Here is a 25166-nt window from a genome sequence, read left to right as displayed (position 1 = left end):
GCACCGAACCGCTTACTTCATGCGGTAGGTAATACGGCCCTTGGTGAGGTCGTACGGCGTCATTTCGACCTTGACCCGGTCGCCGGTCAGGATGCGGATGTAGTTCTTGCGCATGCGGCCGGAGATGTGGGCGATGATCTCGTGCCCATTTTCCAGCTTGACCCGGAACGTGGTGTTGGGAAGCGTCTCGCTGACGCTGCCTTCGAACTCAATGGAATCGTCTTTCGACATGTAATCCTGTGCAATCACGGCTGGCCCGGCAGGGCCGTAAGGGACGGCATTTTACGCGCCATCTCCCCGTGGCGCAAATTTTATGTTAAGCGAGCCTCACAAAGCTCACGCGCCGGGAGCTCGCCGTATTGCGCCGCCCAGCTGCCCGCCGGCTCCGGCTGGGCGACCTGATGCTGCACGCGCTGCAGGAAGTCCGCACGTGCCAGACGTTCGGCTCCCAGGCTCAGCAGGTGCGGGTTTTCCACCTGCGCATCGAGCAGCGGCCACCCGCGGGCATGCAGGTGGGCGGCCAACGCGGCCAGCGCCACCTTGGAGCCGCCGCTCACCGCGCTGAACATGCTTTCGCCAAAGAACATCCGGCCGATCGCCACGCCATAGATGCCGCCCACCAGGCGCGCGCCGTCGAATACTTCCATCGAATGCGCATGTCCAAGACGGTGCAGCCGCAGGTAAGCCCGCTGCATGGCGAGGGTGATCCAGGTGCCATCCTGGCCGGCGCGCGGAATCGCCGCGCAGGCGGTGATCACCTGCTCGAACGCAGTGTCGGCGCGGACGGTCCAGGTACTGTTGCGCAGCTGACGCCTGAAGCGCGAGGACAGCCGCACGCCGTCGGTACGGAACACCATGCGCGGGTCCGGGCTCCACCACAGGATCGGCTGGCCATCGGAAAACCACGGGAAGACGCCGTGCGCATAAGCATTGAGCAGTCGGGGTGCCGACAGATCGCCACCGACCGCCAGCAGGCCGTCGGGTTCGCGCAGCGCCTGCTCGGCGGGCGGAAACGGCGCCGCGGGATCGGCGGCGAGCAGGAAGGGGATAGGGCGCGACATGGGATGAGTGTAAAGCCCTGTCCGCAGCTCGCGGCTGCGGGGGCGTCTTTGCCCAGCGCCCGCGATATCTTTGAGCTACCGCGTGAGGTCAATCGCGGAACGGGCTGTGTTCGGCCAGCTCGCGGGCGTGCTGGGCCACCGCCAGGCGCTCGTCCGCGCACCACTGCGCCAAAGGGGCGCGAAAATCCGGATCGGCGATCCAGTGGCGGCTACGCACCAGGCTGGGCAGGAAGCCGCGGGCGATCTTGTGCTGGCCCTGCGCGCCGGGCTCGAAACGGCGCAGCCCCTGTTGCAGACAGTACTCCAGCCCTTGGTAGTAGCAAGTCTCGAAGTGCAGGCCGGGCAGGGCCTGGCCGCCCCAGTAGCGCCCGTACAAGGTCTCCTGACCGCGCAGACACAGCGCGCCGGCGATGGGCCGGCCATCGAGGTCGGCCAGGAACATCACCAACTGGCGCGGCATGGCCGTCGCCAGATGCTGCAGGAACTGCGGCGTCAGCGCCGGCGAGTTGCCGTATTCGTTGAAGGTCTTGAGATAGAAGCCATACATCGCCGCCAGATCGTCCTGGCTGGCTTCGTCGCCGTGAACCACACGCATCCGGATCCCGGCACGCTGCACCTTGGCGCGCTCCTGGCGGATGTTCTTGCGCCGTTTATGGTCCATCGCAGCGAGGAATGCCTCGAAGTCGGTCCAGCCGGCGTCGTTGTGCCAGTGGTACTGCAGGTCGTTGCGTTCCAGCCAGTCGGCATCGAAGGCGTCGTCTTCCTCGGCCCGGTGGAAGTTCACGTGCGCCGAGGACAGGCCGCTACGCTCCACCAGCGCGCGCATCGCCGCCAGCAGGTGGGGGCGCCACCTGGGTTCTCCCAGCAGGCGTGGCCCGGTCACGGGCGAGTAGGGCACCCCACACAGCCACTTGGGGAAGTACTCCTGCCCGTAACGCGCATACGCATGCGCCCAGGCGTGGTCGAAGACGAATTCGCCGTGCGAGTTGTTCTTCAGATAGCCCGGCGCCGCGGCGACCAGGGTGTCGCCCTCCCACAGCGTCAGGTGCAGCGGGCTCCAGCCCCAGTCCGGGCGCAGGCAGCCTTCGCGCTCAAGGCCTTGCAGAAACGCGTCGCTGACGAAGGGGTGCGTGCCATCGTGCAGCGCATCCCAGGCGCCGGCCGGCAGTTCGTCCAGGCGGCGGCACCAGCGGGCGGTGGCGCTCATGCGTTGGGTCCGTGGGACATGCCGACCGCGCAGCGCGGCCGGCGGTCGGCAGCCATCTCAGACGCCCTTGTCGAGGTAGCGCTCGGCATCCAGGGCGGCCATGCAGCCGAAGCCGGCCGAGGTGATCGCCTGGCGGTAATGCTGGTCGGCGACGTCGCCGGCGGCGAACACGCCGGCCACCGAGGTTTCGGTCGCCGCGCCGTTGAGGCCCGAGCGGATCTCCAGGTAGCCGTTGTTCATGGCCAGCTGGCCATCGAACAACTGCGTGTTGGGGTGATGACCGATGGCCACGAAGAAGCCGTGCGCATCGATGTCGCGGGTGCTGCCGTCGAGGGTGGATTTGACTCGCACGCCGGTCACGCCGGCATCGTTGCCCAATACCTCGTCCACCGCGTGGTGCCAGACCGTCTCGATCTTGCCGGCGGCGACCTTGGCGAACAGCTTGTCCTGCATGATCTTCTCCGCGCGCAGGGTGTCGCGGCGGTGCACCAGGTAGACCTTGCGGGCGATGTTGGACAGGTACAGCGCTTCTTCCACGGCCGTGTTGCCGCCGCCGACCACCACCACGTCCTGGTCCTTGTAGAAGAACCCGTCGCAGGTGGCGCAGGCGGACACGCCACGCCCCTTGAAGGCTTCTTCGGTGGGGATGCCCAGGTACTTGGCAGTAGCGCCGGTGGCGATGATGAGTGCGTCGCAGGTGTATTCGGCGCTGTCGCCGATCAGCCGGAACGGCCGCTGCGACAGGTCGGCGGTGTGGATGTGGTCGAAGACGACCTCGGTCTCGAAGCGCTCTGCGTGCGCCTGCATGCGGGTCATCAGGTCCGGGCCCATCAGGCCATGCGGGTCGCCCGGCCAGTTGTCCACTTCGGTGGTGGTCATCAGCTGGCCGCCTTGCTGCAGCCCGGTGATGACCACCGGCTTGAGATTGGCGCGGGCGGCATACACCGCGGCGGTCCAGCCGGCCGGGCCGGAACCCAGGATCAGCAGGCGGGAATGCTTGGCGGAACTGGCAGAAGAGGCGCTCATGTATACTCGCGATCTAGGAATTGATGGGGTTGGCGCAGGTCGATCGCGCCCCCGTGGCGGCATAGAGTGGCGGTCCCCACCCGGTGAATCAAGGCGGCGCGATGGAACTGCTTGAACCGCAGATGGCATGGTTGCCCCACCTTGCGTGTCCGACGCCGCCTTGCGCGGCGTTTTTCGTTGGCGGCGACGTGCCGCGGCAACCGCTGCTCGTCCGACTGCTGTAACCGCAGCCGCAGTCGTTTATTATCAAACACTAACAGCATTTTTCTAAGGTCTGGCTACAGGTGGCAAAGCAGGTTCCCGAACGCAGCAAGCCCGCAGAGGGCAAAGCCTCGCCGCGCAAGACGGCGGCGGCTGACAACCCGCGCCGGCAGAAGCTCTGGCGCGATCTGGCATTGATCGCGGTGGCGCCGCTGCTGCTGTACCTGCTGGCCAGCCTGTTCACCTATTCGGCCACCGATCCGGGCTGGTCGCGTACCGGCAATCTGGTCGCGCCGATCCACAACATGGGCGGCCGCTTCGGCGCCATGGCGGCGGACGTGCTGCTGCAGCTGTTCGGTTACGTGGCGTTCCTGCTGCCGGTGATCCTGGGCGCGGTGGCCTGGATCGCGCTGATCGGCGATCGCGAGGAGCAGAGCCAGAGCGATCTCGGCCCTGCGCTGCGGCTGGTCGGCATGGTGGGCTTCCTGATCTCCTCGACCGGCTTTCTGCACCTTCGCCTGTTTCATGGCGAGGTTGCCGAGGCTGGCGGCATCCTCGGCAAGCTGGTCAGCGGCTCGCTCAGTTCCGGCTTCGGCGCCCTGGGCGCGAACCTGTTCGTGGTGGTGCTGCTGCTGGTGTCGGTCACGCTGGCCACCGGTCTGTCGTGGTTCGCGGTGATGGAGCGCATCGGCAAGTGGGTACTGGCGCTGGGGCCGCTGCTGCAGCGCAAGACCCACCAGGCCAGCGAATGGCAGCAGACCCGGGTGATGCGCGAGGAGCGCGAAGAGGTGCGCAAGGTCGATGCGGTCAAGCAGGCCAAGCGCGAGCCGGTGAAGATCGAGCCGCCACCGGCACCGGTGGTGGAAAAGAGCGAGCGCGCCAAGCGCGACACCCAGATCCCGATGTTCCAGGGCGTCAGCACCGACGGTTCGGACCTGCCGCCGTTGGCGCTGCTGGACGACCCCAAACCGCAGGCCAAGGGCTATTCGGAAGAAACCCTGGAAACGCTGTCGCGGCAGATCGAATTCAAGCTCAAGGATTTCCGCATCGAGGCGCAGGTGGTCGGGGCCTATCCGGGCCCGGTGATCACCCGCTTCGAAATCGAGCCGGCGCCGGGCATCAAGGTCAGCCAGATCAGCTCGCTGGACAAGGACATCGCGCGCGGGCTGTCGGTCAAGTCGGTGCGTGTGGTCGATGTCATCCCGGGCAAGTCGGTGATCGGCCTGGAGATCCCGAATGTCACCCGCGAGATGATCTTCCTGTCTGAGCTGCTGCGTTCCAAGGAATACGACAAGTCGGCCAGCCCGCTGACGCTGGCGCTGGGCAAGGACATCGCCGGCCGCCCGACGGTGGCCGATCTGGCGCGCATGCCGCACCTGCTGGTGGCCGGTACCACTGGCTCGGGCAAGTCGGTAGCCGTCAATGCGATGGTGTTGAGCCTGCTGTTCAAGGCATCGCACAAGGAACTGCGGATGCTGATGATCGACCCGAAGATGCTCGAGCTGAGCGTCTACCAGGGTATTCCGCATTTGCTGGCGCCGGTGGTCACCGACATGAAGGAGGCCGCCAACGGCCTGCGCTGGTGCGTGGCCGAGATGGAGCGCCGCTACAAGCTGATGAGTGCGGTGGGCGTGCGCAACCTGGCCGGCTTCAACAAGAAGGTCAAGGACGCCATCGATGCCGGCCAGCCGCTGATGGACCCGCTGTTCAAGCCCAACCCGGAACTGGGCGAGGCGCCGCGGCCGCTGGAAACGCTGCCGTTCATCGTGATCTTCATCGACGAATTCGCCGACATGATGATGATCGTCGGCAAGAAGGTCGAAGAACTCATCGCGCGGCTGGCACAGAAGGCGCGTGCGGCAGGCATCCACCTGATCCTGGCCACCCAGCGGCCGTCGGTGGACGTGATCACCGGTTTGATCAAGGCCAACATCCCGACCCGCGTGGCGTTCCAGGTCAGCTCCAAGATCGATTCGCGCACCATCCTGGACCAGTCCGGCGCCGAGGCGCTGCTGGGCAACGGCGACATGCTGTACCTGCCGCCGGGCACGGCGCTGCCGGACCGCGTGCACGGCGCCTTCGTCAGCGACGAGGAAGTGCACCGCGTGGTCGAGCACCTCAAGGCCAGCGGGCCGGTGTCCTATGTCGAAGGCGTGCTGGACGAAGTGCAGACCATGGGCGATGGCACCGTGGTCGGCGCCACCGGCCTGCCGGAAAGCAGCGGCGGCGGCGGCGACGAGTCGGACCCGTTGTACGACGAGGCCCTACGCATCGTCACCGAGACCCGGCGCGCGTCGATTTCCGGCGTGCAGCGGCGCTTGAAGATCGGCTACAACCGCGCCGCGCGCCTGATCGAAGCGATGGAGGCGGCCGGCGTGGTCAGCCCGCCCGAGCACAACGGCGACCGCAGCGTACTGGCGCCACCGCCGCCGAAGTAGGCGGCGCGACGCTGGCGATCCGCACGCCCGCGGCGTGCGCGGTTCGCAGCCGGTTCGCGCGGTTGCACGCTCCTGGCCGGCGAGGCGTTCGGCCTTGTCGGCCGAGTGCGGGATATCCGCTGCGACGGGAACGCCCGACGACGCGCGCCGGCATCGGAAGGGGGGCCGGGCGCATCGATGCGCCGTTGTTGGAAGTCCATGCCTGTCATTGCCGGACGCAACGGCTACCCTGTCGGGCAAGCGCCGCTCCGGCTCATCCCGATCGAGACCCATGTTGCATCGACCTTTGTTGTTGCTCGCGCTGTTGTTCTGTGTGCCGCCGCTGGCCAAGGCCCAGCAGCAGGTCGCGCCTGCCGGGGCCGCAGCGCGCCCACAGGCCGACACCAACTACAGTTTCGTGCGCTATCGCGCCGATTACGAGGTGCGCGCCGACGCCAGCAGCGTGGAGACCGACGAATACGAGATCCTGCTCAAGACCAAATCGGCGGTGGAGCAGTTCAGCCAGGTGCGGCTGAGTTATAGCGAGAAAATGGAGACCCTCGAGGTGCTGGCGGCCTACACCGTCACTGCCGAAGGGCTGCGCCAGGACGTGGCGAGCGACAAGATCTACACCCAGGAAAGCTATTCCAGCGCCTCGGCGGCGATGTATGCCGACCGCAAGGTCAAGGTGGTGGTGTTCCCGAACCTGGCACCGGGCGCGCGCATCGTCTACCGCGTGCGACGGGCGCAGAACACCCCGTATTTCCCCGGTTATTTCAGCCTGTGGGAGACCTTCAGCGTGTTCGCGCAGTACGACGATGCAGTGGTCACCCTGGTGGCGCCGAAGTCGTTGCCGATGCATCTGTCGGTGCGCGGGCTGCAGGGCGGCAGCAAACCGGTGGTGCGGGGCGACCAGGCGCGCTGGGAATGGCACTATCGACGCAGCGCGCCGATGAAGAACCAGAACTGGAGCGCGGCGACCTGGGAGTTCAGCCCGACCCTGATGGCCAGCACCTTCGACAGCTGGTCGCAGATGGGCCTGGCCTACCATGTCAAGGGCGGGCGCGCCGCCGCGGTCACGCCGGCGATCCAGGCCCTGGCCGACCAGGTGACCGACGGCCTCGAAGACCCACGCGCACAGGCGGCTGCCCTGTATCACTGGGTGGCGCGCAACATCCGCTATGTGGCGGTGTACCTGGGCAATGGCGGGCTGGAGCCCAACAGTGCCGACAGTATCCTGACCAACCACTACGGTGACTGCAAGGATCACACGGTGATCCTGGAGGCGCTGCTGGCTGCCAAGGGCATTGCCAGCACGCCGGTGCTGATCGGCGCCGAAGGCGGGCCGACCCTGCCGCCGATTCCGGTGCTGGGACGCTTCAACCACGCCATCACCTACATTCCGGCCTTCGATCTCTATCTCGATTCGACCAATCCCTACGCGCGTTTCGGTCAACTGCCGGCCAGCGACCTCGGTGCGCCCGTGGTGCATACCCGCGACGGCAAGCTCACCTACACGCCGCCCAACGACCGCAAGGTCAATCGCTATGTTGCGCGCACCGAATATCGCTTCACTCCGCAGGGCGGCTTGCACGGGCTGACCACCCTGGACAGCGGGCAGACCGGGGAAGTGGGCCTGCGTGCGATGTTCGTGCAGCTCAATGCACAGAACCGCAATCGCATCGAGGAGTCCATCATTGCCCAATCCGGCTTCGTGGGGACCGGCGATCTGCTGATCCAGGGCGACCCGCTGAACCTGGGGGCGCCATTCAATTACCGCTACAGCTTCAAGGCCGACGACGCGGTGGATTTCTCGGTGGTCGGCGGCATGACCCTGCCGGACATGCCCGGCGCCGAGTCCACGCGGGCGATCTATACCACCACCTCTGCCGAAGACAATCTGACGCCGTTCTACTGCAACGACAGCGTGCGTGAGGAAACCTACGTGGTGAGCTTCCCGGACACGGTGCCCATTATCGCGATCCCGCGCAGCAGCCGCTTCCGGAACGCCGCCGGCGAATACGCGGTGGAGTGGACGCGGCAGGGGCAGACGGTCACCGCCGTGCATCGGCTGCAACGCGCGGCCATCCGCGGCCCGCAAGCGCTTTGCCAGCCGCAGGACTACCGCGCATTCCGCGAGCTCTACCAGCAGGTGCGGCGCGGCTTTCGCGGTCAGATCGTCTACGGCGATCTGGGCAAGGTGCAAACGGCGCAATGAAGAGACAGGCGGCCATCCCGATGCATGAACGCCTGCATGCGACAGCGCTCGCCCATTCATCCATGAAGGATCAGAATTGGCGCAGTCCTTTCTGGAAGACCGCGATGCATCGCCAGCTCCGTTACGCCATCCTCGCCACCGCCCTGTTCGCCGGCACCGCAGTCGCCGGCGCACGTCAGGAGCTGGATACCTTCACCCGTGGGCTGAAGGGATTGGACGGCCAGTTCAACCAGCAGGTCAGCGATGCCAATGGCCGGGTCAAGGAGCGCTCCAGTGGGCGGGTGGCGTTGTCGGCGCCACGCCTGTTCCGGTGGGAGTATGCCAAGCCGTACCGGCAGCTGATCGTGGCCGATGGCCGGAAGGTCTGGGTGTTCGATCCCGACCTGGAGCAGGTGACCGTGCGCGCGCAGGGCAGCGAGGAGCAGAACAGCCCGCTGGTCGCGCTGATCGACCCGGCACGCCTGGACAAGCAATACGATGTCAGCGAGGAAGCCGCGCCGCGCGACGGGCTGCAATGGCTGTCGCTGACGCCCAAGGTCGATACCGAGGCCAGCTTCCAGATGGCCTCGCTGGGTTTTGGCAAGGACGGCCTGGCCAGGATGGAAGTGGTGGATGCGGTGGGGCAGCGCACCGCGATCAGCTTCAGCGGCTGGAAGCGCAATCCGGCATTCGCGGCGGATACCTTCCGTTACACGCCGGGCAAGGGTGTGGACGTGGTCGGCGACGCGCAATAAGCCATTGCTTGCAGCAAGCGTGCAGCCAACGGCCTCGTTCGCAGAAGGCCGCTGGCGGACGCGATACAATGGCACGTGGCACGAACCAAGCCCCCCATCGCTCCCGAAACCGATCTGCTCAGCGTAGATGCGGAGCATCTGCGTCCGCTGGCCGAGCGCATGCGTCCACGCACGCTGGACGAGATGGTGGGGCAGAAGCGGCTGCTGACGCCGCAGAGCGCGCTGCGCCGCGCGGTGGAGTCCGGGCGGGTGCATTCGATGATCCTGTGGGGCCCGCCCGGGTGCGGCAAGACCACCCTGGCGCTATTGCTCGCCCAGTATGCCGATGCCGAATTCAAGGCCATCTCTGCGGTGCTGTCCGGGCTGCCCGACGTGCGGCAGGTGCTGGCCGAGGCCGCGCAGCGGTTCGCCGGCGGTCGCCGCACCGTGCTGTTCGTCGACGAGGTGCACCGCTTCAACAAGGCGCAGCAGGATGCCTTCCTGCCGCATATCGAGCGCGGCACCATCCTGTTCGTCGGTGCCACCACTGAAAATCCATCGTTCGAGTTGAATTCCGCGTTGCTGTCGCGTTGCCGCGTGCACGTGCTGGAATCGGTCTCGCCGCAGGACATCGTCGAAGCGCTCCAGCGTGCCTTGCACGACCACGAGCGCGGGCTGGGTCAGGAACCCCTTCGGGTCTCGGACGCCTCGCTGCTGGAAATCGCCAGCGCTGCCGACGGCGACGTGCGGCGTGCACTGACCCTGCTGGAGATCGCCGCCGAACTGGCGACCGGCGAGGGCGGGGAGATCACTCCGCAGACCCTGCTGCAGGTGCTGGCCGATCGCACCCGCCGCTTCGACAAGAGCGGCGAGCAGTTCTACGACCAGATCTCGGCATTGCACAAATCCGTACGCAGTTCCAATCCGGACGCGGCGCTGTACTGGTTGACGCGCATGCTCGACGGCGGCTGCGATCCAGCTTACCTGGCGCGGCGGCTGACCCGCATGGCGATCGAAGACATAGGCTTGGCCGACCCGCGCGCACAAAGCATGGCGCTGGAGGCCTGGGACATCTATGAACGGCTGGGCAGCCCGGAGGGCGAACTGGCGTTCGCGCAACTGGTGCTGTACCTGGCAAGCACCGCCAAATCCAATGCGGGCTACGCTGCCTTCAACCAGGCCAAGGCCGAGGTGCGTGCCACCGGCACGCAGGAGGTGCCAATGCACCTGCGCAACGCGCCGACCAAGCTGATGAAGACGCTGGGCTACGGCCAGGATTACCAGTACGACCACGATGCCGAGGATGGCATCGCGTTGGACCAGACCGGTTTCCCGGACGCGATGGGCGAGCAGGTCTATTACCACCCGGTGCCGCGAGGGCTGGAAATCAAGCTCAAGGAAAAGCTCGATCGCTTGCGCGAGGCGCGAGCACAGGCGCGGGCCGACAAGGCACGCAAACCCATCGCATGATCGGCAGGCCAGCGGATGCCATTACTTCTAGAATCGCGCGCATCTGCATGCCGACGATGCCTGCGACCAGTCGTGTCGGTGCGGCTGGTGCATGCTCCGGTCCCGTGTCTGGATCCAGGATGATGCTGCCGAGGTCGCAACGCGTTTCTTTCAGCATTCCAATGGCCGATAGCGGAGCGCAGGCATGAATGCCCCGGTGTGGTGGCAGCAATTGTTATTGGCGATGGCCGGTGGCGCGTTGGGATCCGGGCTGCGTTTTGCGATCGGCGCCTCGCTGTTGCAGCGCTTCGGAACGGGGTTCCCGTGGGGCACGCTGGCGGTCAACCTGCTCGGGTCCTTCGTCGCAGGGGTCTTGCTGGTCTGGCTGGATGCCCGCGGGCCAGCGAGCTGGCCGCTGCGGGCACTGCTGATCGTGGGCGTGATCGGCGGGTTGACCACATTTTCATCGTTGATGATGGAGTGCCTGGTCTTCGCCCGCAGCGATCGCTCCATGCTGATCGGCATCTATCTGGCCGTGACGTTGGTGGCTGGGCTGGCCCTGGTATTTGCCGGCGCGCGTGCCGGGCACTGGCTGGTTGCGCGGTAGGTCATCGTCCTCCGGCGGTCGCCGGGAGCTGCAATCTGCGTGTAGCGATGTCCTGCCGCGCCGGGACGTGCGCGACGGTTGTTCCGGGATTTCCACGTGCAATCGCAGCAGCACCGATACCGACGTGGTGCTGCCTTGGATGGCAGCGATCAGATGGGTGCATCGCCGACTTGTGGGGGGTGTCCCAGGCCATGCGAGCTCACGTGTGTGTCGCAGCCAGCCAGCGCCGGCCGTTTCCCAGGCCTGTGAATGGCAGAAGGCGTGCTTTCGCACGCCCCCGTCGACGACCTGGATGCATGGCGGGACCGGCACGGCGGCCGATCCTGCATTGGGTGACTCACAGGGCTTCGATGATCCCTGCCGCGCCCATGCCGGTGCCGATGCACATGGTGACCATGCCGTACTTCTGCTGGCGGCGGCGCAGGCCGTGCACCAGGGTGGCGGCACGGATCGCGCCGGTCGCGCCCAGCGGGTGGCCCAGCGCAATCGCGCCGCCCAGTGGATTGACCTTGGACGGATCCAGCTCGCTGTCGCGGATCACCGCCAGCGCCTGGGCGGCAAAGGCTTCGTTGAGTTCGATCCAGTCCAGCTGGTCCTTGCTCAGGCCGGCTTGCTTGAGCGCCTTGGGAATCGCCGCGATCGGACCGATGCCCATCACTTCCGGGCGCACGCCGGCGACCGAGAAGCTGACGAACCGCGCCAGCGGGGTCAGGCCGTAATCCTTGATCGCTTGCTCGGAGGCCAGCAACACTGCACCGGCGCCATCGCTCATCTGCGAGGAATTGCCGGCAGTGACGCTGCCGCCGAACTGGCCGTTGCGGAACACCGGGCGCAGCTTGGCCAGGCCTTCGAGCGAGCTGTCCGGACGTGGACCTTCGTCGGTATCGACCAGGCGCTTGCGCAGCGCGATCGCATTGCCGGCCAGGTCCGGCTGATGCGAGAGGATTTCGTACGGGGTGATCTCGTCGCGGAACTCGCCAGCGGCGATCGCGGCGATCGCCTTCTGGTGCGAGGCCAGCGCGAAGGCATCCTGATCCTCGCGCGACACCTTCCACTCCTCGGCCACCTTCTCGGCGGTGATGCCCATGCCGTAGGCAATGGCGACATGGTCGTCGGCGAATACGCTCGGCGACATCGCAACCTTGTTGCCCATCATCGGCACCATCGACATCGACTCGGTACCGCCGGCCAGCATCAGGTCGGCATTGCCCAGACGGATCTGGTCGGCGGCCATCGCCACCGCCTGGATACCGGACGAACAGAAGCGGTTGATGGTCTGGCCGGCGACCGAGTTCGGCAGGCCGGCCAGCAGCACGCCGATGCGCGCCACGTTCATGCCTTGCTCGCCTTCGGGCATGGCGCAACCGATGATGGCATCGTCGATGCGTGAGGGATCGATGCCCGGCGCCTGCGCGACGACGGCGCGCAGCACATGCGCGAGCATGTCGTCGGGACGGGTATTGCGGAACACGCCCTTGGGCGCCTTGCCGACCGGGGTACGGGTGGCGGCGACGATGTAGGCTTCTTGGATCTGTCGGGTCATGGGATGGGTCTCGAATGGCTGGGAGAGTGCTTGTTCGGGGCCCGGGGCCCGGGGCCCGGGACCCGGGACCCGGAAGGTCAAAAGCGCCCAGTAGCGGCTCTTGCCTTTCCGGGTCCCGGGTCCCGAGTCCCGGGTCCCGGCTTCAATCAATTCCTGAGTGGCTTGCCGGTCTTGAGCATGTGCCCGATGCGCGCCTGGGTCTTTTCCTGCTGGGCCAGCTCGACGAAGTGCTTGCGCTCGAGCTTGAGCAGCCACTCTTCGTCCACCAGTGCGCCGCGATCGACTTCGCCACCGCAGACCACCGTGGCGATACGGCTGGCGATCTCGTAGTCGTACTCGCTGATGAAGCGGCCTTCCAGCATGTTGACCAGCAGCATCTTGAAGGTGGCGATGCCGACGTCGCCGGCCACCTGGATGCGGCGTGCCGGCAGCGGGGCACGGTAGCCGCCCTCGGCCAGTGCGCGCGCCTCGGCCTTGGCGATGTGCAGGCTCTCGTAGCTGTTGAACACCACCTTGTCGGTGGCGCGCAGCAGGCCCAGTTCCTTGGCGTTGACGGCCGAGTTGGAGACCTTGGCCATCGCCACGGTCTCGAAGGTCTTCTTCAGTTCGGCGAACACGTCGCCGCCCGGGCCCGCAGCGACCGAGGCGCGCACCGCGATCTCCTTCAGGCCGCCGCCGGCCGGCAGCAGGCCGACCCCGGCTTCGACCAGGCCGATGTAGCTTTCCAGCGAGGCCACGGTCTTGGCGCTGTGCATCTGGAACTCGCAACCGCCGCCCAGCGCCAGGCCGCGCACGGCAGAGATCACCGGCACCTGCGAATACTTGATGCGCTGGCTGGTGGCCTGGAAGTTGGCCACCAGCGCCTCGAACGCATCGACCTTGCCGGCCTGCAGCAGGCCCAGCGCGCCGGCCAGATCGGCGCCGGCGGAGAAGGGTTCCTTCTGCTGCCAGATCACCAGGCCGGCGAAGTCCTTCTCGGCGCGGCCGACCACTTCCTGCAAGCCGTCGAGCACATGGTCGGAAACGGTGTTCATCTTGGTCTTGAAGCTGACCACCGCGACGTCGTCGCCGTCATGCCACATGCGCACGCCGTCGTTCTCGAACACGGTTTCGCCCAGCGAGAACTTCTCGCCGAGCAGCGGGTCCGGAAAGCGCTGGCGCTTGTACACCGGCAATGCCGAGCGCGGCAGCTTGGCATCACGCGCCGGGCTGTACGACCCTTCTGCGCCATGCACGCCGTCGCGGCCATCGAACACCCAGTTCGGCAGCGGCGCGCTGCTCATGCTCTTGCCGTTGGAGATGTCTTCGGCGATCCACTGCGCCACCTGCTTCCAGCCGGCGGCCTGCCAGGTCTCGAACGGGCCGAGCGACCAGCCGTAGCCCCAGCGAATCGCCAGGTCCACGTCGCGCGCGGTCTCGGCGATATCGGCCAGGTGGTAGGCGCTGTAGTGGAACAGATCGCGGAACGTGGCCCAGAGGAACTGCGCCTGCGGGTGCTGGCTCTCGCGCAGCTTGGCGAACTTCTCGGCCGGATTCTTGATCTTGAGGATCTCGACCACTTCCGGCGCAGCCGCCCGGTCAGCCGGACGGTAGTCCTGCTTCTCCAGATCCAGCACCACGATGTCCTTGCCGACCTTGCGGAAGATGCCGGCGCCGACCTTCTGGCCCAGCGCGCCCTTGGCGATCAATGCGTCCAGCCACTTCGGCGCCTTGAAATACTGATGCCACGGGTCGTCGGGCAGGGTGTCGCCCATGGTCTTGATGACATGCGCCATGGTGTCCAGGCCGACCACGTCGGAGGTACGGTAGGTCGCCGACTTCGGGCGGCCTACCAACGGGCCGGTCAGGCCGTCCACTTCATCGAAGCCGAGCCCGAACTCCTGCGTGTGGTGGATGGTCGACAGGATCGAGAACACGCCGATACGGTTGCCGATGAAGTTCGGAGTGTCCTTCGCATACACCACGCCCTTGCCGAGCGTGGTCACCAGGAACGCTTCCAGCCCTTCCAGCACGGCCTTGTCGGTGCCCTTGGCCGGAATCAGCTCGGCCAGGTGCATGTAGCGCGGTGGGTTGAAGAAGTGCACGCCGCAAAAACGGTGGCGCAACTGCTCGGGCAGCACGTCGGAGAGCTTGTTGATGCCCAGGCCCGAGGTGTTGGAGGCCAGTACCGCATGCTCGGACACGAACGGGGCAATCTTCTTGTAGAGGTCCTGCTTCCAGTCCATCCGCTCGGCGATCGCCTCGATGATCAGGTCGCAGTCGCGCAGCTGTTCCAGACCGCTCTCGTAGTTGGCGGGCGTGATCGCCTCGGCCAGCGCCTTGCTGGCCAGCGGGGCAGGGCTGAGCTTGCCCAGGTTGGCGATGGCCTTGAGCACGATGCCGTCGGCCGGGCCGTCCTTGGCAGGCAGGTCGAACAGGACGGTGTCGACACCGGCATTGGTGAGGTGCGCGGCGATCTGCGCGCCCATGACGCCGGCACCGAGCACGGCGGCGCGACGGACTAGCAACGGATTGGACATAGCGATTGGCCTCTTGGTGGAACGTTTACGGTGTGGAATGAACGCGGAAGCCGGGCTCCGCGAAACGAATGAGTTCGCGCGCCGCACGCGCACGATGGTCGGCCTCGCTGACGCCGGGCGGACGCTTGATCAGGCCGAAGTCGGCCATGGCGTAGGTCAGTGCGCCGGCCAGGAAGTCCAGCCGCCAATACAGCTCTTCCTTGCTCAGGCCCGGCACGCAGGCGGCGATGGCCTTGCCGAACTCGCGCAGCACGTGGCCGTAGTGGTCGGACAGGAACTTGCGCAGGTTGTCGTTCTTCTCGGCGTAGGCGCGGGCGATCACGCGCACGAAGGCGCCCCCGTTCTGGCGGTCCTGGGCCATCGCCAGGGCCGGCTCGACAAATGCCGCCAGCACCGCGGTGAGTTCACCGGGCTGCGATTTCCTGGCCGCTTCCAGCTGCTGCAGCCGCGCGGCGGTCATCTCGTCCATGCGCCGCCGGAACACCTCGTTGACCAGATTCTCCTTGGAGCCGAAGTGGTAGTTCACCGCGGCGATGTTGACGTCGGCCTGGGTGGTGAGCTGGCGCAGCGAGGTGCCGGCAAATCCGTGCTGGGCGAACAGCTCCTCGGCCGCACCGAGAATGCGGTCCTTGGTGGAAAAGTGGGCTGGCTTGGGCATGCGTCCGGAAAGCGCTCAATCAAACGATTGTTTGAGTCTACGGGGTCTATCACAGCCAGGTCATGCGGCGCCGCAGCACGATTCAGGGGGCGGTGTGCAAACGGATCGGCAACCAGATAGAATTGACCATCGCAAAGAAGCCTAAGCCCGCGTTTTGACGCGGGTTTTTTTCATGATAACCTCGGGCCTTCAGTGGCCCGCCCAACGGAGAACTTCCCATGGCGCTGGAGCGCACCCTGTCCATCATCAAGCCCGACGCGGTCGCCAAGAACGTGATCGGCGAAATCTACAGCCGCTTCGAGAAGGCCGGCCTGAAGGTCGTGGCCGCCAAGTACAAGCAGCTGTCGCGCCGTGAGGCCGAGGGCTTCTATGCCGTGCACCGCGAGCGTCCGTTCTTCAACGCGCTGGTCGAGTTCATGATCTCCGGCCCGGTGATGATCCAGGCGCTGGAAGGCGAGAACGCCGTTGCCGCGCACCGCGATCTGCTGGGTGCCACCAATCCGAAGGACGCCGCGCCGGGCACCATCCGTGCCGATTTCGCCGATTCGATCGATGCCAATGCCGCCCACGGCTCGGATTCGGTCGAGAACGCAGCCAACGAAGTCGCGTACTTCTTTGCCGCCACCGAAGTGGTCTCGCGCTGAGGCCGAGAGAGTCGAATCGTGAATGAGGTCGTGATCCCCTCCGTGCTGCAGGATGTTCCTGTTCCCGCAGCGCCGGTGCGCAAGCAGAACCTGCTCGACCTCGATCGCGAGGGACTGGAGCGCTTCTTCGCCGAGACGCTTGGCGAAGCGCGTTACCGTGCCCATCAGGTGATGAAGTGGATCCACCACCGCTACGTCACCGATTTCGACCAGATGACCGACCTCGGCAAGGCGCTGCGTGCCAAGCTGCACCAGCATGCCGAGGTGCTGGTCCCGAACGTCGTGTTCGACAAGCCGTCCGCCGATGGCACCCACAAGTGGCTGCTGGCCATGGGCACCGACGGCAAGAACGCCATCGAGACTGTCTATATCCCCGACAAGGGCCGCGGCACCTTGTGCGTGTCGTCCCAGGTCGGCTGCGGCCTGAACTGTACGTTCTGTTCCACTGCCACCCAGGGCTTCAACCGCAATCTGACCACGGCCGAGATCATCGGGCAGGTGTGGGTGGCGGCGCGGCACCTGGGCAACGTGCCGCACCAGCAGCGCCGTCTCACCAATGTGGTGATGATGGGCATGGGCGAGCCGCTGATGAATTTCGACAACGTCGTGCGCGCGATGAGCGTGATGCGCGACGATCTGGGCTATGGCCTGGCCAGCAAGCGGGTGACGCTGTCGACCTCCGGCCTGGTGCCGATGATCGACCGGCTCTCCACCGAAAGCGATGTCTCGCTCGCGGTGTCCCTGCACGCTGCCAACGACACCTTGCGCGAGAGCCTGGTGCCGTTGAACAAGAAGTACCCGATCGCCGAGTTGATGGAATCGTGCGCGCGCTATCTGCGCGGCAGCAAGAAGCGCGACTCGGTCACTTTCGAATACACCTTGATGAAGGGCATCAACGATCAGCCGGAGCATGCTCGCCAGTTGGCCAGGTTGATGCGGCAGTTCGACAATGCCGTGCAGTCCAAGGACGCCGGCAAGGTGAATCTGATTCCGTTCAATCCGTTCCCCGGTACGCGTTACGAGCGCTCCGGCGAGACCGAGATCCGTGCATTCCAGAAGATCCTGCTCGATGCGCAGGTGCTGACGATGGTGCGCCGTACCCGCGGTGACGACATCGATGCGGCATGCGGGCAGCTCAAGGGGCAGGTCATGGACCGCACCCGTCGTCAGGCGGAGTTCCGCCGCACATTGGAAGGGCAGGCCGATCGAGATGCGGCAGCGTGAACTTGCGGTAATGGCAGCCGTGGCGATCGCGCTGGGCGCGGTCGGCTGCGGTGGGCGCAATGCGAAGGCCGGCTCGGCCAAAAGCATCGAGGAAGCGGCGCCGGTGTATTCGTTTCGCGATGGCAAGGCCACAAAGAACCGGATTGCCGTGCAGGAAAAGTTGGGCCTTGCCAGCAATCGGATGCAGACAGGTGATTACGCCGGCGCTGAAGAGCAGCTTCGGGCAGCGCTGAAGAAAGATCCGCAGTCGGTGGACGCCCTCGGCATGTTGGCCCTGATCCAGGGCGGCAGGGGAGATGTGGCTGGCGCTGGCGCTTCTTATCGAAGGGCTGCGGAATTGGCTCCCCAGCGCGGTGACGTTCTCAATAACTACGGTGCCTGGTTATGCGCCAACGGTTCGCCTGCCGAATCGCTGACCTGGTTCGATCGCGCATTGGCCGACAGGTCCTATGCGTCACCGGCGTCTGCGCTCGGAAATGCCGGCGGTTGCGCGTTGAAGGCAGGCCAGACCGAGCGCGCGATCGGCGATCTGCGCAAGGCCCTGGACATCGATCCGAGCAACCCCTACGCACTCGAGTCGATGGCGCGCCTGGAAGCGGGGCGACGCAATTTTTTCGAAGCACGCGCCTTCGTCGAGCGCAGGCTGGCGGCTGCACCGGCAACGGCATCCGTGTTACAACTCGCCATTCAGATTGAGCAAGGGCTGGGCGACAAGGTTGCTGCCAGCCGTTACCAACAGCGGTTGGTCAAGGAATTTCCTGACGCAGCGACCGCTAACCCCGGGGCCAATGCATTGTGATCAGTGATTCCAATCCGAACCCTTTCGAGCAGGAGAAGGGCTGCGGACAGCATTTGCGCGATGCGCGCGAAGCGGCCGGTCTGAGCCTGGACGATGTCGCGGGCAAGCTGCGCATGCCGGCGCACGTGGTGCGCTCGCTGGAACAGGAAGACTGGCAGCGCCTGGGCGCGCCGGTTTTCGTGCGCGGGCAGTTGCGCAGCTATGCGCGCCTGCTGCACGTGGATCTGGAGCCGTTGTTGCGGCAGGCGACCATCGCGCCGGTCGAACCGGTGAAGCTGGTCAGCCATACCCATACCCCGCGCGCGCGCCGGCTCGTCGAAAGCACCGCGCGCAAGGCGATGTACGTGGTCATCACCGGGGTGTTCGCGGTGCCGGTGTGGTATGCCACGCGCTCGCATCTGGATGGCCAGGCGCCGAGTACGGTGTCGCTGGACAGCATGCCCGAGGCGGCCAGGACCACTTCGAAGCCCGATGCGTCAGCCCGGCCTGCGGCCGCGCCACGTGAGCCGGCGGCGCCTTATATCGCCTCGATGACGCCGGTACCGCGCACCACCCCGGCGGCCGAACAGGCGCCGGCGGCTGCGCAGGCCGGCAGCCTGTCGCTCAGTTTCGAGGGCGATAGCTGGGTGCAGATCCTGGCGCCCGATGGCAGCCCGGTCGAGAAAGCCTTGATCCGTGCCGGCGAGCGACGCAGCTATGCGCCGGGCCAGGTCGGTCGTATCGTGCTGGGTAACGCGTCGGCGGTACAGGTTCAGCAAGGCGGCAGTATCGTCGACGTCAAACCGTTCCAGCGCGCGAACGTGGCACGTTTTGCGGTATCCTCCGACGGCTCCGTGGTGCCTGCTTCCGAGTAGAAGCGGACTGCGGTTTTTCATTTTTCCCTTTTGATGTTCCGCGCCTTCGGGATGACGGAGCGAGAGTACGCATGGCGATCGACGATCTGCTGGACGAACACGAACAAGGCGAACGCGTTCGTTCCTGGTTGAGAAAGAATGGCGCTGGGCTGATGGGCGGTGTGCTGCTCGGTTTGGCACTGATCCTGGGCTGGCAGTGGTGGCAGAAGCGCGCCAATACCGAGTTGGTCGAGGCCAACGCGCGCTACGAGGCGGTGGTGAAGTCGATCCAGGCCAAGGATCTGGACAAGGCCGCCAAGGACATCGTGGCGCTGGACGATGGCAAGGGTGGCATCTACGCCGAGCTCGCAGCGTTGCGGCTGGCCAAGGCCCAGGTGGACGCCGGCAAGAACGCCGAAGCGATCAAGACCCTGCGTGAGGTGCCGGCCGAAGGCGAACTCAAGCAGATCGTGCAGCAGCGTCTGGCGCGCGTACTGATCGAAAGCGGCAAGCCGGAAGATGCGATCAAGCTGCTGGCCGAGAGCCAGGATCATGCGAGTCTGGAAATCCGCGCCGATGCGCTGGTGGTACAGGGCAAGCCCGACCAGGCGCGTGCGCTGTATGCCAAGGCGCTGACTACGGTAGACGTGGCGTCGCCGCAGCGCCGGCTGCTGGAAACCAAGTTGATGGATGTGGGCGGCAAGGTGCCCGATCCGGCGGAGCAGATGTGATGAAGCAGGTCGATATGTACAAGCGCGTGGCGTTGCTTGCCCTGATGGGCGTGTCGTTGGCTGGCTGCAGCACCGTCAAGGGCTGGTTCGCCGGGAAGGATGCGGCGGCCAAGAAGGCGCAGGAACCTGCGGAATTGGTGGATTTCGAGCCATCGGTCAAGGTCGACAAGCTCTGGTCCACCGGCGTGGGCAAGGGCGAGGGGCGCATCGGTGTGCGTCAGCGCCCGGCGGTGGCCGATGGCAAGGTGTATGCGGCGGCGATCAGCGGCGGGGTGCAGGCGCTGGACCTGCAGACCGGCAAGCGTGTGTGGGAATACGCGCCCAAGAAGGAAGAGCGTAACGATCGCAAGTTCAAGCAACGCCTGTCCGGCGGCCCCGGTGTGGGCGAAGGCCTGGTGGTGATCGGCAGCCTGTCCGGCGACGTGATCGCCTTGAACCAGGCCGATGGCACCGAGAAGTGGCGCGCCAAGGTACCGAACGAGGTGATCGCCGCGCCGGCGATCGCGCAGAACCTGGTGCTGGTACGCAGTAACGACGGCCGCGTGACCGCATTCGATGCGGCCACCGGCGAACGCCGCTGGTTCCATGCCGAGGAAGGCCCGACCCTGTCGGTGCGCGGCAATGCGCCGATCGTGACCGGCCCGGGTGTGGTGTTCGTCGGCAACGACAGCGGCACCCTGAGCGCGCTCGCCCTGCAGGATGGTCGACCGCTGTGGGACCAGGCCATCGGCGTGCCGGAAGGCCGTACCGAGCTGGAGCGCATGTCCGATGTGGACGGCGCGCCGGTGCTGGATGGCACCACCCTGTACGCGACCAGCTTCAAGAACGAAACCCTTGCGCTGGAAGGCCCGAGCGGACGCCCGTTGTGGAGCCGCGACCATGGCGGTCCCGGTGGCCCGGGCGTGTCGTCCGGCAACGTGGTGGTGGCCGACAATGCCGGCACCGTCTGGGGCCTGGACAAGGCCAGCGGTGCGGCCATGTGGTCGCAGGCTGCGCTGGCCCGTCGCTCGCTGACCGGCGTGGCCATCCAGGGCGACTATGCCGTGGTCGGCGATTACAAGGGGTACCTGCACTGGCTGAAGCTCAGTGACGGTGCACTGGCCGCGCGCGCTCGCGCTGGACGCGACACGCTGCTGGCGCAGCCGGTGGTCGTGGATGGCATTCTGCTGGTACAAAACACCGACGGCGACCTCACCGCCTTCCGGTTGGCACAATAAGGATCTTGCGATGCTGCCCCTGGTCGCCCTGGTTGGACGGCCCAATGTCGGCAAGTCCACCATCTTCAACGCGCTGACGCGCACCCGTGACGCGCTGGTCCACGACCAGCCCGGCGTCACCCGCGACCGCAACTACGGGGTCTGCCGTCTCGACGCGCAGCAGCCCTTCATCGTCGTCGACACCGGCGGCATCGCTGGCGAAGAAGAAGGCCTGGCCGGCGCCACCGCGCGCCAGGCGCGTGCGGCCGCTGGCGAAGCGGATCTGGTGCTGTTCGTGGTCGATGGCCGCGAAGGCGCCTCTGCGCTCGATGACGAAATCCTGGCGTGGCTGCGCAAGCTTGCCCGCCCGACCGTGCTGGTGATCAACAAGATCGACGGCACCGACGAAGAAACCGTGCGTTCGGAATTCGCGCGCTATGGTTTTTCCGATGTGGTGGCATTGTCTGCCGCGCATCGGCAGGGCATCGACGAACTGCTCGAGGAAGTCGGTGCGCGCCTGCCGGAAGAGGGGTCCGGAGAGCTGCTGGACAACGACCCGGCGCGCGTGCGCATCGCCTTCGTCGGTCGGCCGAACGTGGGCAAATCGACGTTGGTGAATCGCCTGTTGGGCGAGGAGCGCATGATCGCCTCCGAGGTGCCAGGCACCACCCGCGATTCGATCGCGGTGGACCTGGAGCGCGACGATCGCCAGTATCGCCTGATCGATACCGCCGGCCTGCGCCGCCGCGGCAAGGTCGAAGAGGCGGTCGAAAAGTTCAGTGCGTTCAAGACGCTGCAGGCGATCGAGCAATGCCAGGTGGCGGTGCTGATGCTGGATGCGACCGAAGGGGTGACCGATCAGGACGCGACGATCCTGGGCGCGATCCTGGATGCCGGCCGTGCGCTGGTGGTGGCGATCAACAAGTGGGATGGGCAGAGCGATTATCAGCGTGCGCAGGCCGAAGACCTGTTGTCGCGCAAGCTGGGCTTCGTGAACTGGGCCGAGGCGGTGCGGATCTCTGCATTGCATGGCTCGGGCATGCGCGAATTGTTCCAGGCCATCCATCGCGCGCATGCATCGGCCAACCACGAGTTCAGCACCAGCGAAGTGAACCAGGCGCTGGAAATCGCCTACGAGACCAATCCTCCGCCAAGCATTCGCGGCCATGTCTCCAAGCTGCGTTATGTACATCCGGGTGGCGCGAACCCGCCGACCTTCATCGTGCATGGCACGCGCCTGAAGGTGTTGCCGGAGTCGTACAAGCGCTATCTGGAAAACTTCTTCCGCAAGCGTTTCAAGCTGGTCGGCACGCCGGTGCGCTTCATTTTCCGCGAAGGCGCCAACCCCTACGAAGGCAAGAAGAATCCGCTGACCGATCGGCAGATCGCGCGCAAGCGACGCCTGATGCGGCACGTCAAGGGGAAGTAAGGCCGGCAGATCTTGCGCAATGCGCGTGCGCGAGCTACAAACACGCCAGGTGCGTGTGCGTGGATCCTCGCAAGCTCTGGTCCAGGTGCGCGCTGCGCGTTGCAGCGTTGGCCGGCGGTGCAGATCGGCACGCTGGTATCCTTCGCGGCATGACCGACTATCCCAGCCGTATCGCCTATGCGCAGGCGTTGCAGATCCTGCACACCGTGGCCGGCGCCAGCCGTCCGCCTGACGAAAGCATTGCCACTGCACGTGCCGATGGGCGCATCAGTGCCGCTGACCTGATCGCGCCGCTGTCGCTGCCTCCGTTCGCCAATAGCGCGATGGACGGCTTCGCATTGCGGCATGCGGATCTGCTCGAGGCGCAAACGCGTCTGACCCTGGTCGGCGAACAGTTTGCCGGCGAGCGCTGGGATGGCACGCTGGGCCAGGGTCAATGCCTGCGTATCACCACCGGCGCGCCGCTCCCGGCTGGCGCCGATACTGTGGTGCCCAAGGAAGACACGGAACAGCGCGATGGGACGGTGGTGATCCGTTCTGCGCCGAGCGCCGGTGCAGCGGTGCGGCTGGCCGGCAGCGACGTGCGGGCCGGCGATCTGGTGATCCAGGCCGGGCAGGTACTCACCCCGGCACGCATCGGGCTGGCTGCCGCGCTCGGCTTGTCGCGGCTGACGGTCGCGCCGCGGCCCACCATTGCGGTGCTGGCCACCGGCGACGAGCTGGTCGAGCCTGGCATGCCGCTGGGCCCGGGGCAGATCTACAACAGCAACCGCGACATGCTGATGGCGCAATTGCGCGCCTTGGGCTACGCGCCGACGGCGTGGCCGACCTTGCCCGATGATCCCCAGCGCATCCGCAGCATGCTGGAAGATGCGGCGGCGGCCTTCGACGTGGTGATCACCTGCGGCGGTGTGTCCGCAGGGGAGAAGGATTATCTGCCGCGATTGATCGGCGAGCTCGGCCGGATCCACTTCTGGCGCGTGCGCATGCGTCCAGGCATGCCGGCGGTGCTCGGGCAGATCGGTCGCTGTCTGGTGCTGGGATTGCCGGGCAATCCGGTTTCGGTCCTGGCAACGCTGATCGCCTACGGCGTGCCGTTGCTGGATGGGCTGCAGGGCCGGAGCGAGCCGCGGCCGCTGTGGCATGCGGCGTTGGCCAGTCCTTGGGACAAACGCCACGAGCGCCTTGAATTTCTGCGGGGACGGCTGGAGTGCGGCTCCGACGGTCGCCTCAGCGCGCTGCCGCATCGCGGCGATGCCTCGCATCTGTTGCGCGGCGCGGCAGACAGTAATGCACTGATCGTCTTGCCCGAACAGGCGCGTCGCTTTGAAGCCGGTGAGATCGTGCGGGTGATTCCTTACGCGTTGTGAGCATATGCGCTCGAGACGGCGGTGCTTGCATGCGATGCAGCACCGCCGCGATGCGCGGCTTCAATCGACCGCGCCAGCGCAAAATGCCGCATAGTCCGGATAGCCAGCGAAGTGCGCGCTGGGTGCGCAGGCCGGGCAGTGCGGATCCGGCCGCAGGCGGATCTCGCGAAAACGCATCGCCAGCGCGTCGAAACTGAGCAGACGCCCGGCCAGAGTCTCGCCGACGCCGAGCAGCAGCTTGACTGTTTCGGTGGCCTGCAGCAGACCGATGACGCCGGGCAGCACGCCGAGCACGCCGGCCTCGGCGCAACTGGGAGCGAACTCGGGCGGCGGTGGCTCCGGGAACAGGCAGCGATAGCAGGGGGCCTCGCCACGCTTGCGGCCAGCGTCGAAGACGCTCAGCTGACCCTCGAACTGTTGCACCGCCCCGTACACCAGCGGCTTGCCGAGATGGACACAAGCGTCGTTGAGCAGGTAGCGGGCTGCGAAGTTGTCGGCCCCGTCGACCACCACATCCACGTCCCGCAACAACTGTTCCACATTGTCGCTGGTCACGCGGCACTGCACCGCTTCGATTTGCACGCGTGGGTTGAGCGCAGCCAGTCGCTGCGCCGCCGAATCGACCTTGGCCAGGCCGATGCTGGCGTCGGTGTGCAGGATCTGGCGCTGCAGATTGCTGCGGTCCACCACATCGTCGTCGGCGATCCGCAGGTGACCGACCCCCGCGGCTGCCAGGTAGAACGCGGCGGGCGAGCCGAGGCCGCCCGCACCGACCAGCAGGACGCGCGCGCCTGCCAGGCGCTGCTGTCCTTCGGCGCCGACTTGTGGCAAGCGCAGGTGTCGCGAATAACGCTCCAGAAAATCCGCCTCGTCCGTTGGCATCGCGGGGCGCACCAGCGGCAAGCCGTCGCGCCGCCATGCGGTGGTGCCGCCAAGCACCGACCGCACACGTGCATACCCTTGTGCGCGCAGCGATGCCACAAGTCGCGCGGAACGTTTGCCGCTTTGACAGATCAGCAGCACTTCGCGTTCGGGGTCTGGCAGATGCCGTGCGGGCGCAGTTTCCAGATCCGCCTGCGCAACGGCCAGCGCGCCTTCGGCCTGGCCGTCGACGCGTTCGTGCGGATGGCGAATGTCGATCAGCACGGCACCGCGCAGGGCGCGATCACGGGCATCGGCGGGTGCAAGCTCATCGGTCATGCGGCTATTGTCGCGCAAAGCCTCGGGCCGATGGCGATCGGCTGTGTTGCATCGGACAGGCATCTGCGCCTTATGGCCTCTCAGACACGCGTCTCTCACGCAGATGGATCGTGACCTCTTC

At 66.2% G+C, this 25166-nt stretch carries 21 protein-coding genes; 13 read left to right on the top strand and 8 right to left on the bottom strand.

Annotation, left to right across the window (positions count from 1 at the left end):
* Window positions 1-12: 12 nt before the first annotated feature.
* The 4 genes from infA to trxB form a co-directional block, all read right to left on the bottom strand.
* On the bottom strand, window positions 13-231 hold the full coding sequence (infA, locus tag LL964_RS01690) for a translation initiation factor IF-1 (RefSeq protein WP_002813418.1): 219 nt from the start codon (window positions 229-231) through the stop codon (window positions 13-15).
* Window positions 232-311: 80 nt separating this feature from the next.
* A complete protein-coding gene (gene aat, locus LL964_RS01685) occupies window positions 312-1061 on the bottom strand; it encodes a leucyl/phenylalanyl-tRNA--protein transferase (protein WP_104587139.1) in 750 nt (249 codons plus the stop codon).
* 88 nt (window positions 1062-1149) lie between these two features.
* Entirely contained in the window at window positions 1150-2268 is a 1119-nt protein-coding gene (locus tag LL964_RS01680) for a GNAT family N-acetyltransferase (RefSeq protein WP_104587138.1), read from the bottom strand.
* A 57-nt stretch (window positions 2269-2325) separates the two neighbouring features.
* Window positions 2326-3294 (bottom strand): thioredoxin-disulfide reductase, encoded by a 969-nt coding sequence (gene trxB / locus LL964_RS01675; protein WP_104587137.1) that lies wholly within the window; start codon window positions 3292-3294, stop codon window positions 2326-2328.
* Between the two features lie 284 nt (window positions 3295-3578).
* Here trxB and LL964_RS01670 point away from each other — a divergent pair, with 284 nt between their 5' ends.
* The 5 genes from LL964_RS01670 to crcB all read left to right on the top strand — a co-directional run bounded on the left by LL964_RS01670 (window position 3579) and on the right by crcB (window position 10899).
* Window positions 3579-5933, top strand: coding sequence for a DNA translocase FtsK (locus tag LL964_RS01670; RefSeq protein ID WP_104587136.1), 2355 nt, complete (start codon window positions 3579-3581; stop codon window positions 5931-5933).
* A 271-nt stretch (window positions 5934-6204) separates the two neighbouring features.
* Complete coding sequence (locus tag LL964_RS01665; RefSeq protein WP_104587135.1) at window positions 6205-8130, top strand: DUF3857 domain-containing transglutaminase family protein; 1926 nt, start codon at window positions 6205-6207, stop codon at window positions 8128-8130.
* Between the two features lie 62 nt (window positions 8131-8192).
* Complete coding sequence (gene lolA / locus LL964_RS01660; protein ID WP_167395303.1) at window positions 8193-8864, top strand: outer membrane lipoprotein periplasmic chaperone LolA; 672 nt, start codon at window positions 8193-8195, stop codon at window positions 8862-8864.
* Between the two features lie 159 nt (window positions 8865-9023).
* Complete coding sequence (locus tag LL964_RS01655) at window positions 9024-10313, top strand: replication-associated recombination protein A (protein ID WP_267190318.1); 1290 nt, start codon at window positions 9024-9026, stop codon at window positions 10311-10313.
* A 184-nt stretch (window positions 10314-10497) separates the two neighbouring features.
* Window positions 10498-10899 carry a fluoride efflux transporter CrcB gene (gene crcB / locus LL964_RS01650; protein ID WP_104587133.1) on the top strand — a complete coding sequence of 134 codons (402 nt, stop codon included), beginning with the start codon at window positions 10498-10500 and terminating at the stop codon, window positions 10897-10899.
* 337 nt (window positions 10900-11236) lie between these two features.
* On the opposite strand, the gene LL964_RS01645 is transcribed toward crcB, so the two are convergent.
* From LL964_RS01645 to LL964_RS01635, 3 genes are all read right to left on the bottom strand, one after another.
* Window positions 11237-12442, bottom strand: coding sequence for an acetyl-CoA C-acyltransferase (locus LL964_RS01645; RefSeq protein ID WP_104587132.1), 1206 nt, complete (start codon window positions 12440-12442; stop codon window positions 11237-11239).
* 146 nt (window positions 12443-12588) lie between these two features.
* Window positions 12589-14961: a 3-hydroxyacyl-CoA dehydrogenase/enoyl-CoA hydratase family protein gene (locus LL964_RS01640; RefSeq protein ID WP_104587131.1), complete on the bottom strand. Its 2373-nt coding sequence runs from the start codon at window positions 14959-14961 to the stop codon at window positions 12589-12591.
* A gap of 25 nt (window positions 14962-14986) precedes the next feature.
* Window positions 14987-15619: a TetR/AcrR family transcriptional regulator gene (locus tag LL964_RS01635; protein WP_104587130.1), complete on the bottom strand. Its 633-nt coding sequence runs from the start codon at window positions 15617-15619 to the stop codon at window positions 14987-14989.
* Window positions 15620-15837: 218 nt separating this feature from the next.
* On the opposite strand from LL964_RS01635, the gene ndk reads away from it, so the two are divergent.
* From ndk to LL964_RS01595, 8 genes are all read left to right on the top strand, one after another.
* Window positions 15838-16263 (top strand): nucleoside-diphosphate kinase, encoded by a 426-nt coding sequence (gene ndk / locus LL964_RS01630; RefSeq protein ID WP_002812972.1) that lies wholly within the window; start codon window positions 15838-15840, stop codon window positions 16261-16263.
* Between the two features lie 18 nt (window positions 16264-16281).
* Window positions 16282-17487 carry a dual-specificity RNA methyltransferase RlmN gene (gene rlmN / locus LL964_RS01625; protein WP_104587129.1) on the top strand — a complete coding sequence of 402 codons (1206 nt, stop codon included), beginning with the start codon at window positions 16282-16284 and terminating at the stop codon, window positions 17485-17487.
* A gap of 10 nt (window positions 17488-17497) precedes the next feature.
* A complete protein-coding gene (gene pilW / locus LL964_RS01620; RefSeq protein ID WP_104587128.1) occupies window positions 17498-18286 on the top strand; it encodes a type IV pilus biogenesis/stability protein PilW in 789 nt (262 codons plus the stop codon).
* On the top strand, window positions 18283-19140 hold the full coding sequence (locus LL964_RS01615; RefSeq protein ID WP_104587127.1) for a helix-turn-helix domain-containing protein: 858 nt from the start codon (window positions 18283-18285) through the stop codon (window positions 19138-19140). The genes pilW and LL964_RS01615 overlap by 4 nt, the downstream gene beginning before the upstream one ends.
* Window positions 19141-19211: 71 nt before the next feature.
* The gene (locus LL964_RS01610) at window positions 19212-19850 is read left to right on the top strand and encodes a YfgM family protein (protein WP_104587126.1); all 639 of its coding nucleotides are present in this window, start codon (window positions 19212-19214) and stop codon (window positions 19848-19850) included.
* Window positions 19850-21067, top strand: a complete 1218-nt coding sequence (gene bamB, locus LL964_RS01605; RefSeq protein WP_167395302.1) for an outer membrane protein assembly factor BamB — start codon at window positions 19850-19852, stop codon at window positions 21065-21067. The genes LL964_RS01610 and bamB overlap by 1 nt, the downstream gene beginning before the upstream one ends.
* A gap of 10 nt (window positions 21068-21077) precedes the next feature.
* A complete protein-coding gene (der, locus tag LL964_RS01600) occupies window positions 21078-22475 on the top strand; it encodes a ribosome biogenesis GTPase Der (RefSeq protein WP_104587124.1) in 1398 nt (465 codons plus the stop codon).
* A 149-nt stretch (window positions 22476-22624) separates the two neighbouring features.
* Window positions 22625-23845 carry a molybdopterin molybdotransferase MoeA gene (locus LL964_RS01595; protein ID WP_104587123.1) on the top strand — a complete coding sequence of 407 codons (1221 nt, stop codon included), beginning with the start codon at window positions 22625-22627 and terminating at the stop codon, window positions 23843-23845.
* A gap of 60 nt (window positions 23846-23905) precedes the next feature.
* Here the strand turns inward: LL964_RS01595 and moeB are convergent, their stop codons facing one another.
* Window positions 23906-25108, bottom strand: a complete 1203-nt coding sequence (gene moeB, locus LL964_RS01590; RefSeq protein ID WP_104587122.1) for a molybdopterin-synthase adenylyltransferase MoeB — start codon at window positions 25106-25108, stop codon at window positions 23906-23908.
* Window positions 25109-25166 lie beyond the last annotated feature (58 nt).

This window comes from Xanthomonas melonis (genome assembly GCF_020783655.1).
Classification (GTDB): domain Bacteria; phylum Pseudomonadota; class Gammaproteobacteria; order Xanthomonadales; family Xanthomonadaceae; genus Xanthomonas; species Xanthomonas melonis.
Note: the sequence above shows the minus strand (reverse complement) of the source record. Positions and strands in the feature narration are given on the sequence as shown.

What these genes read in the sequence shown, in the direction of transcription:
- LL964_RS01635 (WP_104587130.1), bottom strand. Translation starts at nt 15,619, where the DNA reads ATGCCCAAGCCAGCCCACTTTTCCACCAAGGACCGCATTCTCGGTGCG.
- LL964_RS01640 (WP_104587131.1), bottom strand. Translation starts at nt 14,961, where the DNA reads ATGTCCAATCCGTTGCTAGTCCGTCGCGCCGCCGTGCTCGGTGCCGGC.
- LL964_RS01655 (WP_267190318.1), top strand. Translation starts at nt 9,024, where the DNA reads ATGCGTCCACGCACGCTGGACGAGATGGTGGGGCAGAAGCGGCTGCTG.
- lolA (WP_167395303.1), top strand. Translation starts at nt 8,193, where the DNA reads ATGAAGGATCAGAATTGGCGCAGTCCTTTCTGGAAGACCGCGATGCAT.
- der (WP_104587124.1), top strand. Translation starts at nt 21,078, where the DNA reads ATGCTGCCCCTGGTCGCCCTGGTTGGACGGCCCAATGTCGGCAAGTCC.
- ndk (WP_002812972.1), top strand. Translation starts at nt 15,838, where the DNA reads ATGGCGCTGGAGCGCACCCTGTCCATCATCAAGCCCGACGCGGTCGCC.
- trxB (WP_104587137.1), bottom strand. Translation starts at nt 3,294, where the DNA reads ATGAGCGCCTCTTCTGCCAGTTCCGCCAAGCATTCCCGCCTGCTGATC.
- LL964_RS01610 (WP_104587126.1), top strand. Translation starts at nt 19,212, where the DNA reads ATGGCGATCGACGATCTGCTGGACGAACACGAACAAGGCGAACGCGTT.
- LL964_RS01645 (WP_104587132.1), bottom strand. Translation starts at nt 12,442, where the DNA reads ATGACCCGACAGATCCAAGAAGCCTACATCGTCGCCGCCACCCGTACC.
- infA (WP_002813418.1), bottom strand. Translation starts at nt 231, where the DNA reads ATGTCGAAAGACGATTCCATTGAGTTCGAAGGCAGCGTCAGCGAGACG.
- moeB (WP_104587122.1), bottom strand. Translation starts at nt 25,108, where the DNA reads ATGCCTGTCCGATGCAACACAGCCGATCGCCATCGGCCCGAGGCTTTG.
- LL964_RS01665 (WP_104587135.1), top strand. Translation starts at nt 6,205, where the DNA reads ATGTTGCATCGACCTTTGTTGTTGCTCGCGCTGTTGTTCTGTGTGCCG.
- aat (WP_104587139.1), bottom strand. Translation starts at nt 1,061, where the DNA reads ATGTCGCGCCCTATCCCCTTCCTGCTCGCCGCCGATCCCGCGGCGCCG.
- crcB (WP_104587133.1), top strand. Translation starts at nt 10,498, where the DNA reads ATGAATGCCCCGGTGTGGTGGCAGCAATTGTTATTGGCGATGGCCGGT.
- LL964_RS01595 (WP_104587123.1), top strand. Translation starts at nt 22,625, where the DNA reads ATGACCGACTATCCCAGCCGTATCGCCTATGCGCAGGCGTTGCAGATC.
- bamB (WP_167395302.1), top strand. Translation starts at nt 19,850, where the DNA reads ATGAAGCAGGTCGATATGTACAAGCGCGTGGCGTTGCTTGCCCTGATG.
- pilW (WP_104587128.1), top strand. Translation starts at nt 17,498, where the DNA reads ATGGCAGCCGTGGCGATCGCGCTGGGCGCGGTCGGCTGCGGTGGGCGC.
- LL964_RS01680 (WP_104587138.1), bottom strand. Translation starts at nt 2,268, where the DNA reads ATGAGCGCCACCGCCCGCTGGTGCCGCCGCCTGGACGAACTGCCGGCC.